The sequence below is a fragment of the Desulfosporosinus orientis DSM 765 genome, from assembly GCF_000235605.1.
Taxonomy (GTDB): domain Bacteria; phylum Bacillota; class Desulfitobacteriia; order Desulfitobacteriales; family Desulfitobacteriaceae; genus Desulfosporosinus; species Desulfosporosinus orientis.
Genome location: NC_016584.1, coordinates 127,834 through 140,920, shown reverse-complemented (window position 1 = coordinate 140,920; position 13,087 = coordinate 127,834). Strand labels below are relative to the sequence as shown.

The 13,087-nt window shown below is 42.4% G+C and carries 10 protein-coding genes; 3 read left to right on the top strand and 7 right to left on the bottom strand.

Features of this window, described 5'->3' with window-relative positions; translation table 11 throughout:
- Positions 1 to 5: 5 nt before the first annotated feature.
- The 5 genes from DESOR_RS00770 to DESOR_RS00750 all read right to left on the bottom strand — a co-directional run bounded on the left by DESOR_RS00770 (position 6) and on the right by DESOR_RS00750 (position 7,074).
- Positions 6 to 2,573: a U32 family peptidase gene (locus DESOR_RS00770; protein WP_014182713.1), complete on the bottom strand. Its 2,568-nt coding sequence runs from the start codon at positions 2,571 to 2,573 to the stop codon at positions 6 to 8.
- 282 nt (positions 2,574 to 2,855) lie between these two features.
- The gene (locus DESOR_RS00765; RefSeq protein WP_014182712.1) at positions 2,856 to 3,533 is read right to left on the bottom strand and encodes a response regulator transcription factor; all 678 of its coding nucleotides are present in this window, start codon (positions 3,531 to 3,533) and stop codon (positions 2,856 to 2,858) included.
- A gap of 54 nt (positions 3,534 to 3,587) precedes the next feature.
- The gene (locus tag DESOR_RS00760; protein WP_158308989.1) at positions 3,588 to 5,897 is read right to left on the bottom strand and encodes an ATP-binding protein; all 2,310 of its coding nucleotides are present in this window, start codon (positions 5,895 to 5,897) and stop codon (positions 3,588 to 3,590) included.
- Between the two features lie 19 nt (positions 5,898 to 5,916).
- A complete protein-coding gene (locus tag DESOR_RS00755; RefSeq protein WP_014182710.1) occupies positions 5,917 to 6,870 on the bottom strand; it encodes a polyprenyl synthetase family protein in 954 nt (317 codons plus the stop codon).
- 6 nt (positions 6,871 to 6,876) lie between these two features.
- On the bottom strand, positions 6,877 to 7,074 hold the full coding sequence (locus DESOR_RS00750; RefSeq protein WP_014182709.1) for a hypothetical protein: 198 nt from the start codon (positions 7,072 to 7,074) through the stop codon (positions 6,877 to 6,879).
- A 408-nt stretch (positions 7,075 to 7,482) separates the two neighbouring features.
- On the opposite strand from DESOR_RS00750, the gene DESOR_RS00745 reads away from it, so the two are divergent.
- The 3 genes from DESOR_RS00745 (at position 7,483) to DESOR_RS00735 (ending at position 10,329) form a co-directional block, all read left to right on the top strand.
- Entirely contained in the window at positions 7,483 to 8,478 is a 996-nt protein-coding gene (locus DESOR_RS00745; RefSeq protein ID WP_014182708.1) for an ABC transporter substrate-binding protein, read from the top strand.
- Positions 8,479 to 8,632: 154 nt separating this feature from the next.
- Positions 8,633 to 9,535, top strand: a complete 903-nt coding sequence (locus DESOR_RS00740; protein WP_014182707.1) for an ABC transporter permease — start codon at positions 8,633 to 8,635, stop codon at positions 9,533 to 9,535.
- A complete protein-coding gene (locus tag DESOR_RS00735) occupies positions 9,535 to 10,329 on the top strand; it encodes an ABC transporter ATP-binding protein (RefSeq protein ID WP_014182706.1) in 795 nt (264 codons plus the stop codon). Before DESOR_RS00740 ends, DESOR_RS00735 begins: the two co-directional genes overlap by 1 nt.
- 51 nt (positions 10,330 to 10,380) lie before the next feature.
- On the opposite strand, the gene DESOR_RS00730 is transcribed toward DESOR_RS00735, so the two are convergent.
- Positions 10,381 to 10,638: a cell division protein ZapA gene (locus DESOR_RS00730; RefSeq protein ID WP_014182705.1), complete on the bottom strand. Its 258-nt coding sequence runs from the start codon at positions 10,636 to 10,638 to the stop codon at positions 10,381 to 10,383.
- A gap of 34 nt (positions 10,639 to 10,672) precedes the next feature.
- A complete protein-coding gene (gene pheT / locus DESOR_RS00725; RefSeq protein WP_014182704.1) occupies positions 10,673 to 13,078 on the bottom strand; it encodes a phenylalanine--tRNA ligase subunit beta in 2,406 nt (801 codons plus the stop codon).
- Between the last annotated feature and the right edge of the window lie 9 nt (positions 13,079 to 13,087).

Sequence of the window (13,087 nt, the reverse complement as noted above, 5' to 3'; positions counted from 1 at the left end):
AAGCTCTACAATACGCCGCGAAAAAAATGTCCTTTCGTAAATCCTTCAGGGAAAAGAGAGGTTAACTCTCCCATTCCCCTATCGGATGACCAATTGCCCTTTTTATCTAATGAATCCCAAGCTGCAGTAAACAACTGAACAATCTGTCGTACCTGCCCCGGGTTTTGTCTCGTCAATTGCAAACGAATGTTAGAAATCCCCATACCTCGTATTTGCGCAAGCTCTTCATAGAGGTTCAGAATCTTAACATTGAATAAATGCATCCGGCACTCCCGGTCCGTCTCAATTGGGAAATCATAGCGCATGCGGTCTCGCAAGAAATGAGGTTCCTGCACACAGGGTCTGGCACAGTGTTCTCCTTTTTTCCCTCCTAAAGCTGACCCAACCAAGCAATATTCACTAATCATCATTTCGAGATCTCCAAATACCAGGACCTCCACACCGGGCCATTTCCCTAAACCAGCCAGCTGTTCGTGATGTAATTCGGGAGAAAGAGTAACTCCTTTGGCACCTAAACCCCAGAAGTAGGACAGACTGGCTTCGTTAAAGACATTTAAGGAATAATCCACTTCAAAGGGCAAGGCGGGATTGAGGCTCTGCATCATTTCCAGCTCGCCCAGATTCGCTGCCATTAACTTTGGTTTCACTTCCCAGTTGGCTGCCTTTTTAAGCTCCTCGAGCAGACTCTCACTCTGAGCTTGGTTCAGGACCCGAGGCAAACGCCAAACGCAATCGATACCCTGTTTTCGGCAATCCTTAAAACTTTCCTGAATCTCTGCAAGAGAGAATCCTCGCCGGGACCGCCAATGCTCTCCGCCGATTAATACCCGCTTTGCTCCGGCTTTAAGGGCAGCCTGCAGGGTTAATGGATCACTGACAGCCACAGAAACCCGAGGGCTCGTGCTTTTTGAATTGATTAAGGCCGTACGTTTTTGGGTTTGATTCTCTTTCCACTGCTGGCATCGTTGTCCATATATTCGCCGCTCAACTATGGGTTGTGTTTCTGTATGCAATAACTGTTCAACTGCCAAGCGGCGCATTTCGTTAAGATCGCTTACTGGAAGCATGAGATCGTCATCTATCTCCAGCTCTAATTTGTCCAGCCAAAAGGGAGTCGTCCCTAATCTCCCCAGCTGCTGTAAGGCATAATCGAAGGTCAGTGGCCTTTTCAAGGCTTTTTGGGCTTCACCCGTTGAATACACGGAGACCTTACGCTGAGGGCTGCTGACCTCTAAACACAATGGTTGGCCAATATGTCCGGACAGACGCATGGTCAGGGGACTCTTTCGCTGCTCCCGTCCCTCTTGAAAGCTTAGCCGGGCCTTTTCCATGAGCAGGGCATCATTTGTCTTAAAGACTCGATCGCCAGGATGTGCCATCCCAACAAAGTCAATCTGAACAGTTTCACTCGGCGCTCCCTCATTGCCTGGGCTTCCCTTTCTCCAGATCTGCCCGACGGTCACCCCTTCTCTACCGCGTCCTGTCCAGAATTCAATGCCATCACCGGAGTGTAAGGCAGCCTCCAGTTTAATGGAAAGTTTGCCATGGTCTAAGCGAACCACGCGCCCGAGTCGAGTTCCCCGATTGTTCGGACGGTTATAGCTCATAAGCTCTGCTCCGGGATTTTCCCTAAAAAATCCCCTTGTAAAATCCCGGTTAAACACCTGCAATAATTCCTGATGCTCTTCTGGCCTTAATAAGGAAGAGCGGCGATTACCTTCTTGCAAATCCTCTGCCCGATTAATGGCCTGCCGGTAAAGCCTAATCACAGTAGCTACATATTCCGGCCTTTTCATTCGTCCTTCTACTTTAAGCGAGTGCACTCCAATGCGTTTTAACTCCTGTAATTCCTCTGCCAAATTCAGATCCCGCGGGCTTAATAAATGTTCGCCCGGGTTCTTTTGCAGTAAAAGGTTTTCTTTCCTTTCATTTATCAGTTGATAAGTCATCCGGCAAGGCTGAGCACAGGTACCCCGGTTTCCGCTCCGCCCGCCAATAAAGCTGGACATAAGACATTGACCTGAGTAGCTTATACAAAGGGCACCATGTACAAAAACTTCAAGATCTAAAGGTGTAGCTTCTGCGATGGCCTTCGTTTCAGCAGCCGAAGTCTCCCGTGCTAATACGACCCGGCTAAAACCCAGGGATTCCAGGTGATTTACACCCCAACTCGTATTCACGGTCATCTGTGTGCTGGCATGGATCTCCATTTCCGGGAGAATTGTATGAATTAAATCCGCAACTCCAATATCTTGCAAAATCACGGCATCAACACCTATTTCATAAAGGGCATAAAGATAATCCATTAGTTCATTGAACTCACGGTCCGCAATAAGAATATTAACGGTGACATATACTTTAACTTGTCGTTCATGGGCATAGTTAACTGCCTTTTTTAACTCTTCCAAATCAAAATTGGCAGCACTCGCTCTTGCACTAAAACTTTTTCCGCCCAGATAAACGGCATCCGCACCGTTTTCAACGGCAGCTTTAAAAGCCTCATAACTTCCCGCGGGAGCTAATAGTTCCAGCGGCCGGGCCAGATTAACTTGATCAATTAATTGTTCTTCCATATAATTTGATTCCCCTGTTTCTGGAATGTACCCTCATTTATAGCAGCCTTTGACAAAGGCTGCTCACCAACTTTTATTATAATTGTTTAGCTTTGATTTGTACAATTAGCCCCATACTCTCCATGCCATGGGTTCGTTTCTGTGGACGAAGCTGCCCTGTCTTTCGGGTCCATGGGTTCTTTAGAATGTTTTTCTGATTCCTTTTTTCAGAATAGCAAAAACGATAAGGGACCTTTTATAGATAAAAGGAACCTTATCGTTTTTATGCTAATGTAGTCTAATCTAAACAACATATGCCCAATTTAAGACCGCTTCCAAGCGTGTATTTACCTCCAATTTACTCAGAATGTTACTAACGTGTTGATCAACATCTCGTTCATTAATACCTAAGGCCAGGGCAATTTCCTTGTTATGTAATCCCCTCGATGCCAATTCTATTATTTCCACTTCCCTTTGATTGAGCAATTTACGCAAGGTTTCTACCGGCTTATTGGGGAAATGCAGCTTTTCATTCTTAGCGACCGGCTGAAGGAATGTTTCTAACTCTGGGCAAAAATAAACTCCGCCTTGATATACCCTTATTATTCCTTGGGCCATCTCTTTTACAGAACAGTCTTTAAGCAGAAATCCATTAGCTCCCTTACTTATGGATTTTGTTACGTACCCTTGGGGATTGTATTCTGTCAGCATGAGAATCTTTACAGCCGGCTGGATTTCTTTAATTCTTTCGATTAATTCCATCCCAGAGATATCTGGAAGATTGATATCTAATAACACCACATCAAGTTCAGTCTCACTCATTATACTTTGACATTCCATTCCGTTCTTAGCAATTCCAACAACGGCGATGCGAGGATCAAAGGACAATAGTGAGACTGTACCTTCTGCAAAAAGTGTATGGTCATCGACCACTAAGACTTTTACTTTCGCCTTTTCAAATTCCTCAGAATTAGTGGACACTATTACCACTCCCCATCCAATAATTCTATTCAATTTTCTTGGATTCTTATCAACTTATATAATCGGGACAGTCGCTTTAAGTATTGTTCCCCGATGAATTTGCGAAGTAATCTGAAGGCTTCCGCCTAAACTCTCTACTCTTTCTTTCATACTGACAATTCCAAAATGGCTGCCTATCAAAGCCCATTCCTCTATCTTATTCGTTTCAAACCCTTTGCCTCTGTCTTTAACGGTCAATTCAAGGTTAGCCTCGGTCTTTTCAATACCGATTGTCAACTTATTTGCCCCCGAATGTTTCACTGCATTTGTAATCCCTTCCTGGATAAACCTGTAAGCAGCTGACTCAATTTCTTCCGGAAAGCGATCCTCTCTATTAAGACCTATAGTTTCTAAGGTAATCAAGGATAGCTCTTTCAGCATTATGTCTTTACACAATAACTCAACAGCAGTCAGCAAACCTAAATCCTTTAAAGCCGTGGGGCGTAAATCGTTGGATATTTGACGAAGTTCGAAATTTAAATTTTCTACTAGTTCCCGCATATGGGAAACAGCGTTTTCAGTCTTGTCATCCATGGGACATTCTTCTCCAAGGTGCTTAAGCCATCGATTCAAATCCAGCCCCAATTGCAATGGTCCGTCATAGATCTCGGAGGCGACATGTGCTCTCTCTCTTTCAAGGTTTCTAAATAAAGCAATTGTGATTCCCTGAAGCCCTTGATTTCTCCGTAATGAATCCTGAGATCGTTGAGCCAAGGATTTTATTTCAACGGACAGTTCTTTAATGACAAAGGTTGTAATCAAACGTTGGGTTAACTGGCTGGAGATCAAGGTAATTAGAGGCAATTCGTCCGCTTTAAATTTGATATGAGAGTGCCGGTGCCCCAAAAAAATTCCACATGAAAAATCTCCCGAATTAACGGGGATAAAAATTTCTGCAGGTAAGTTTTCGGAAAGTATAGTTGCCTTTAAATTAGTTTTATTACAAGATTGAAAATACATCTCTAGTTCGGCTAGCTGATCTGGGTTTTCTAAAAATGTTCCGACCGCTTTCGTTAAATATCCCCTTTTAGGATTTTCGATGATGATATAAGCCCCTTGAATCCCTAGACTCTTTAGGATTTCTTCAAATATTCCTTTTTCTTCATTAATTGAAACCAGGTTCTCATTTAACTTAAGCATCCTTTGTTTAAATGTCTGTTTTCCTTCAGAAAATGCCAATCTACTTAATAACTTACTTGTGATCATTCTCGTAAAGTTAATAATAACAATAACCAATATAGAGAAAGATAGTGTTAACAGAAATACTTCAATATTTATAGCTTTTATTATTTTTTGAGAATAGAGCAGATATGAAGTAACCATACTTAAAATAATACTTTGAATAAAAGAAACAACAATTGCTTCAAAAATTCGTCGGCTATCTGGCAAATATTTATTGACAATGACATAATACCAAGCTGTTGGTACAAAGGCTAGAAACAGTGAACTAAAATCAGAGTACTTAATCGGTTGAACGTTGAAAAGTTGAGGTAATACCGTTAAAAAAACAAATGGAAAGAAACCTAAGACCATTCCAATAAAGAGGATCCCTGCCTGATTTCTTACCTTATTTTCTATAGGCAACTTTAAAGATAGACCCAAATTTCCTAATGCTAATATTAAAGCTATAATTAAATTTGAAGTAAATATACTCCGCAATAATCTTACATTATTAAAAATACCACAAGATTGTAAAATAATATAAGATATTATTATTAGCGAAATTATGATAAAGATGTTACGAATTAAGTTATATGTTCGCGTCCTACTATCTTTTGGATACACCCAGACTAGATTTATTAAAAAAATAGGTACTATTGATAAGCATATTAATTCTAACTCACGAGCAAAAAAAATACATCGAGCCGAAGCGGGTACCAAAACGATGGCCATGCCAATAATCCAATTTAACCAAAACAAGGCACGAGCTTGTACTAAAAATGGTCTTTTAACCCAAGCCATGAACCCTAATAACCAGAAAACAAAACCTAAGATCTGTAAAGGAATTTCAGTTAAGTTTCTTACTATATTTGTTTTAATAGGTAACGTAATACTAACCCGTCGATTCTGTTTTGTCACTTCTATTAAAGATGCACCCTCTATTTGTTGCCACTTTAACAAATTTGGGAACTCCTCTGGTTCCTTTTCATTTATCTTTAAGACAATATCTCCCGTTCTCACTCCTGCTTCATAGCCATCTCCACGAGGGTCAATACCGCTAATAATCCAATGCCCATTAACGCTTTTCATATTAACACCAATGTAAGGATGATTAAGAGTAACAAGATAATAAAAGACCCCCGCTGCTATCAAAACAAAACTCACGAAATAATATGCCTGCCGTTTACACACTTTCTTCAACAAGTTTTATCAACTTCTCCTTGTCTTTTTTCGGGACAGGTATCTCCCTCAATATATTCAAGGCTTTTTGGCGATAAATTTCATACATTACCTTACAATATTGGGCAACACCTTCATCGGCAGCTATTTTAGCCAATTGCTCTCGTTCTTTGCTCTCAAAACTACGTAATCCCTTATTCTGGAGCGTAAGTAGTTCCTTGTAGTGTTCAGGCTGACTTCGGAGAATGTTTAATAGATAAACATAAGGCAGAGTTTTGGTATTATTTATAAAATTATTTTTCTTTTCATAATCGAAAAAATCACTAAGATCATTTCTTATTTGACACATTATCCCAAGGTTAATTCCAAAACACCTTAAGTTTGAGACTAAAGCTTCAGATCCTCTACCTAACATTGCCCCAATTGAACACGAACAGGCTGTTAAACTTCCTGATTTTTGTCTTACTAATTTAAAATATTGATCTAATGAAACCAGATCATTATCACTGTGCCGAAGCTCTCGAAATTGTCCATCAATAGCACAAAGCCCAGTTTCATTTATGATTTTGTGAATATTTCTATAAAGTTCACTTTCCGGTATTTGTGAAATAGCTTCATAGCTAAGCATAAGCAGGCAAAGAGCTAGGTTTAGTGCTTCAGCGTTCTCTAGTTTGCGCCAGGGCAAATTATCATTATCTTGATCTTGAATATCATCAAAGATATCCGCTGCCAGGGCAAATAGCTCCATCCCTATTGCTCCTGGCAACGCGACTTCTGGGATTCCACCTACACACTCACAACTCAAAAAGGTTAAGTTTGCCCAAGGGAATAATTCCTCCGTTATGCTTTCTGCTCTATAAGCTGATCCAATCATATTTATCATTTCTTGATTTATTTGCTTCTTAACTAGGAGTTCATTTATTTCTTTTATGATAACTTGATTAAGCAGGTGACCCATTTCTAATTAAGCCCACTCTGCTAAAGGCAATGCTCCAATTGTCACGGCGTTCCCCGAAACCCCATATTTTGAAAATACATTCTGAATAATCGCAAACTCGCTTTTCGTTAATTCTGATGAAGACTGATCTTGATCTGAGGACGAAAGACTGCTTGGATTTTTAACCAACTTATTTACCATTTCCGCAATACTATCGTAGTTCATTTCATACACCCTTCCTTGTATTAGTTGTTAAAAACTCGTTTTTTTTGCCCTAAAACTCCAAATCTCCTTTCTTCATTTTCTTCCACTTTATTTCCACATCATGTTGCGATTTCCTCTTTTTGTATTTCGTTGAACCTTAAATCGTTCTTTGAAAACTGCGATGTTCTACAAAACTTTTTGCCATTTCGAGGGGTTTCACGCTTGTTCAGCCAATTATCTAAAATAAAGATAGATTATTTAATACTCTTTGAGAATGAAATAATTTCTTATTGACACCCTCAGGTATATACTTTAAGATAAAATTAATTTAAAAACTTGTAGCATGGTTGTACGGTAGGAGTTGGGCGGAAGCACTTCCCTGCGGGAGTGTATTTTTTTATGTCTAAATATAAGAAGGGGGAAAGAATCGTGAGAAAATTACTGGCATTCGGGTTGAGCTTAATGTTGCTGCTGAGTTTAGTAGGATGTGGCGCAGCAAAGTCTGAAACAAACTCGAACGGAAACGATGCGCAAAAGCAAGTAAAAATCGGGATTGTTCAAATTGTTGAGCATCCAGCTTTGGATGCTGCACGTGAAGGTTTCTTAGAGACACTTAAAGAAAATGGGTACGAAGAAGGTAAAAACCTGACCGTCGATTACCAAAACGCCCAAGGAGATCAGTCCATACTCCAATCGATCACTCAAAAGTTCGCATCAGCGGGACTTGATATGGTCTTAGCTATTGCAACTCCTTCCGCACAGGCTATGGCAAGTGCCAGCACCGATATTCCTATCTTAATCACAGCTGTTACTGACCCTGTAGAAGCCAAGCTCGTCAACAGCATGGATAAGCCCGGCAAAAACGTAACCGGAACAACGGATATGAACCCTATTAAAGAACAATTCGAACTGATGAAAGCTTTAATACCTAATGTTAAAAAAGTAGGAATTATCTATAATGCCGGTGAAGTTAATTCCCAAGTTCAAGTTGGAATTGCTAAAAACGTAGCCGCAGAACTGGGCTTAGAAATCGTTGAAGCTACTGTTACTACCAGTGCCGACGTTTTACAGGCCAGCCAATCTTTAATTGGAAAAGTTAATGCCATCTACGTCCCCACGGATAACGTAGTGGTTTCCGCTGCCCAATCTGTTGTACAGGTCTCCCAGGAAAACAAAATCCCTATCATTTCCGGAGAGAGCAGTGTTGTTGATAAAGGAGCCTTGGCAACCATCGGCATTAACTATAAAAACTTAGGTAAACAAACCGGTGAAATGGCTCTTCGCGTTATTAAAGGCGAAAAGCCACAAGATATGCCTATTGAATCCCAAAAAGACTTTGACACAGTACTCAACCAATCCGCCATTGATTTATTTGGTATCACAGTACCAGACGATATTATGAAAAAAGCAGTTATCGTGAAATAACAACTAAATTAAAATGTCTTTTTCTCAATGGATCATAAGACATTTTACCGAACTTTGCAGCGACTCCCACTTCTTGTAAGTGGGAGTATCGTTCTTTTCTTTTGGCAACAATGAATACTAATGTTCTCAAGCAAAATTAATTGGGGTGTTAAAGATGTTCGCACAAATAGCGCGAGGTACCCTTGAACAGGGTTTAATGTATGCAATCATGGTTTTAGGAGTCTATCTGACCTTCCGTATTCTTGATTACGCAGACTTGTCTGTAGACGGGAGTTTCACGCTGGGTGCAGCTACTACAACCTCGTTAATCGTTGGCGGAACTGACCCATGGTTAGCTACTGGACTGGCGTTTATAGCCGGAACTTTAGCCGGGTTATTTACAGGAATACTGCATACTAAGTTTAAAATCACGCCGTTGCTCTCCGGTATTTTAACTATGACTGCCCTTTATTCCGTTAACCTTCGCGTCATGGGCAGAGCTAATATCTCCCTCCTGGGCTCGGAAACAATTTTTTCGAAATTTTCCAGACTCCCTTTCATGAATCAATACGGAGCTCTGGTGCTCAGTTTAATTACCGTTGTCTGCCTGGGTGGGATTATTTATTTTTTCCTGCAAACGGAATTAGGACTGGCGCTAAGGGCCACCGGGGACAACGAACTTATGATTCGAAGCCTTGGCGTTAATACCGATCTCATGAAAATTCTTGGCCTCTCCATATCAAACGGTTTAGTTGCCTTTGCCGGCAGCTACGTAGCTCAGAAACTTCAATTTGCCGATGCCAGTATGGGAATTGGCATGATCATTGCCGGATTGGCATCTGTGATTATCGGAGAAGTATTGATTGGAACCTCTTCCATTGGCCGCACCATTGTAGCTGTTATCTGCGGAGGCATCATTTATCGAGTTATTATCGCGGTTGTACTGCAGTTAGGCTTAGAAGCCACTGATTTGAAATTAATTACTGCTTTCATTGTCATCACTGCTTTAGTTTCACCCAATATTCGTAAGACGATTGCCTCATGGAGCCAGGGTGTCCGTGGAAAGGAGGGGCAATAATGCTGAACGTCCGTCAAGTCTTGAAGGTTTTTAATAAAGGCACCATCAATCAGAAAACAGCCTTAGATAACGTAAATCTGGAACTTCTTTCTAATGATTTCGTCACGGTTATCGGCAGTAATGGAGCCGGGAAATCCACGTTAATGAATGCCATTGCCGGCAATTTTCCCGTGGACTCAGGCAGGATTACCATAGAAAACAGTGATATTACTCCCCTTCCCGCTCATAAACGAGCAGAAATGATTAGCCGGGTCTTCCAGGACCCACTATCTGGTACTGCTGCCTCAATGACCATTGAAGAGAATCTTATTATGGCCTACCGCCGGGGCAAACCCCGCCGCTTACGTCCGGCCATCGGTTCTAAGGAAAGGGATCTATTTCGCATAGAGCTTGAAAAGCTAGGCTTAGGTCTTGAAAACAGATTAACCCACCGGGTAAGTCTCTTATCGGGAGGGCAGCGTCAAGCTTTAACCCTATTAATGGCCACTTTACAAAAACCCAAGTTATTGCTCCTTGACGAGCATACGGCCGCTCTTGATCCTAAGACCGCTGAAAAGGTTTTAGAGCTGACGAATAACGTTACCAAGCAGCAGCAATTAACCACTCTGATGATTACTCACAATCTTGATCACGCTCTTACTTTCGGAAATCGAACCATTATGATGCATGAAGGCCGTGTGATTCTTGATATTAAAGGAACAGAACGTAATGATATGACGATCAGTCATCTGCTCGAAATGTTTGAGAAAGCCAGCGGGTCCCACATGAATACCGACCGCATGATATTAGCCTAGAGCTAAAAACCAGGCACCGTAAAAGGTACCTGGTTTTTTAATGCCATAGAATTAGTCATTCTTTTCGCCGAGCAGCTGCATTAAGGTTTCTTGTTCTTCTCGCAGCTTAGCAAGTTCATCTGCAAAGTTCAGGGCGGTTAAGACTGCAGTTTGATGAACACTCAAGCGAGGTAACCGTTGAGCAATCATACGCATTTTTTTATCAACTTCATGCGCCAGCCCTTGGATATATGCTGCTGTACCCTCACCGCGAACCACATGCTTTTCTCCAAAAATCTCCACAGTGATTTTGACCGGTTCATGTGCCACACTTTTCCCTCGCTCTCTTGTACTACACTGCTTCTTATTTTCGCCGTTCCGCCCCAAAATCCTGCTGAATTCCCTCTAAAATCCGCGAATTTAGTAGATTTACTTCATCATCCGTTAAGGTCCGCTCAAGGGATTGGTAACGTAAGGTAAAGGCTAAACTCTTGTGGTCAGACGGTACCGGACTGCCTGTATAAACATCAAATATTTCGACCTGCTGCAAAAGGTCCCCGCCAAGTTTTCGTATTTTAGCCATGACCGCATCTGCCGACGTTTCAGCAGCTACAACAATCGCCAAATCTCTTTGGATGGCAGGGAAACGAGGAATTGAATGAGCACGAACGGTTTGTCTTGCCCGGGCGAATAAAGCCATTACTTCCAATTCAAAAACAACCCCTCGCTCAAACCCCCATTCCTTTCCTAACACAGGGTGAATCTCACCTAGGAAGCCTACGCATTGATTGTGGAGATAAATATCTGTTGAACGCCCCGGGTGAAGCAAGGATTGATTTTCAGCGAGCCGATACTCCAGTTTAAGTCCAAACTCCTGGGCCAATCCTTCGATAATTCCCTTTAGATAATAAAAATCATAATTGGCAGGCTTACTTAACCAATGTCGTTCACTCTTGCCTACAGCCACTCCGGCAACTCTCAATTCTTCCCGGGGAAGTTTCTGCAGCGGCCGTTCCTCACCCCAATAGGTGTTGCCTATTTCAAAAATACTTACATCCATATTGCGCCGGGCAATATTCCGTGCAGCTACATCGAGAAGTCCCGGTATAAGCGAAGTACGCATCACACCCAGCTCTTCCCGCAAAGGATTGAGCAAGGGAATGGAATGTTTGGCACTGCCCCACTGAGCATCAGATTCCGCCCGGGTAAAGGTATAAGTCAAGACCTCATCCATCCCGGATTGTGCTAAGGTATTGCGCAGCCGACGCCGAAACTCTTGTTCAGGAGTTCTCCGGCCCTGAGTTTGATTCCCTTGAGGCAAGGTGGTAGGAATCCGGTCATAGCCAATTAAGCGGGCGACTTCTTCCATAAGATCTTCTTCAATTTCCAAGTCAGAACGGTAGCTGGGTATCTCGACCTTAAATAATTCGTCCCTTTCATTATACTCAAAATTCAAATCTTCTAAGACTTGACGTATTTCCCCCACCGTAAGCTCAATTCCCAAAACCGTTGAGGTATGCTCAGTGGATAGTGTCACTTGACGTTTTGAAGGAATGTGTTTAACTTCATCGACCAAACCTACCAGACGGCCCGCTCCCAACACTATAAGCAAATCACAAACCCGGCCCAGTGTTGCCACAATTCCCGAAACATCAATCCCCTTTTCAAAGCGGTTCGAAGCTTCTGACCTAAGGCCTAAACGACGGCTGGTCCGCCGAACACTCACGGGAGAAAAATGAGCGGATTCAATCACTAACCTTTTCGTATCTTCAGTTACTTCGCTGTCTAACCCACCCATTACCCCGGCTACAGCTAAAGCCTGCTGATCATCGGCAATCAGCAAGGTATTGGGTTGAACGGTCCGTTCTACATTATCCAAAGTAACGATTTTTTCCTCGGGATGGGCCGAACGAACGTGAATATCCCCCTTGATCTTATCTTTGTCAAAGGCATGTAAAGGCTGGCCCATTTCCAGCATCACGTAATTGGTTATATCGACAATATTGCTGATCGGACGGACTCCAGCCGCTTTAAGTCTTCTCTGCATCCACTCCGGAGAAGGCTCGATTTTTACATCCTCCACCACTAATCCGGCATAACGCCAGCATAGTTCTTCATCTTCAATAATAATTTTAAAATCTGTATCTTGAGAAAGAGAGAGAACTTGATTAGGTTCCGCCCACTTTGGCAAATGAGGCTTCTTACCTGTTAGGGATGCAACTTCCCGCGCTACATTGACCATTGCCAAACAATCCGGCCTGTTTGGATAAAGCTCCAAATCCAAAACACTATCATTGCGCCCTAAATAGCTGCCCACATTCTCCCCGATCACCACATCTTGAGGCAAAATCAGAATTCCGTCGGCGCTTCGCTCTAATCCTACCGTGTCATCAAGGAGAAGCTCTTCCCGAGAACACAGCATTCCGTGGGAGGCAACCCCTCTGAGCTTTGACTTGCGAATAGACAATTCATTGGGCAAGGTTGCCCCTATTAAGGCAACGGGGATTCTATCTCCCGTCTGCAAATTCTGCGCTCCCGTAACTATTGTCAGTTCTTCCTGCCCGACATTAACTGCACAGACCAACAGTCGATCCGCATCCGGATGTTTGGTCAGACTAATGATTTCCCCGATGACGACTTTTTCAAAGCCCTTGTTAAGATTCTCGACATCTTCAACTTCGATTCCGCCTCGAGTTAAAGTTTCGGCTAGCTCTTCGGCGCTTTGCTCTATATCAACTAACTCCCGCAACCATTCCAAACTTACTTTCATAACCTATCC

Bases quoted from the DNA above. Each gene is read 5' to 3' on its own strand.
- DESOR_RS00755 (WP_014182710.1), bottom strand. From the start codon at position 6,870: ATGGGTCACCTGCTTAATCAAGTTATCATAAAAGAAATAAATGAACTC.
- pheT (WP_014182704.1), bottom strand. From the start codon at position 13,078: ATGAAAGTAAGTTTGGAATGGTTGCGGGAGTTAGTTGATATAGAGCAA.
- DESOR_RS00750 (WP_014182709.1), bottom strand. From the start codon at position 7,074: ATGAACTACGATAGTATTGCGGAAATGGTAAATAAGTTGGTTAAAAAT.
- DESOR_RS00735 (WP_014182706.1), top strand. From the start codon at position 9,535: ATGCTGAACGTCCGTCAAGTCTTGAAGGTTTTTAATAAAGGCACCATC.
- DESOR_RS00770 (WP_014182713.1), bottom strand. From the start codon at position 2,573: ATGGAAGAACAATTAATTGATCAAGTTAATCTGGCCCGGCCGCTGGAA.
- DESOR_RS00740 (WP_014182707.1), top strand. From the start codon at position 8,633: ATGTTCGCACAAATAGCGCGAGGTACCCTTGAACAGGGTTTAATGTAT.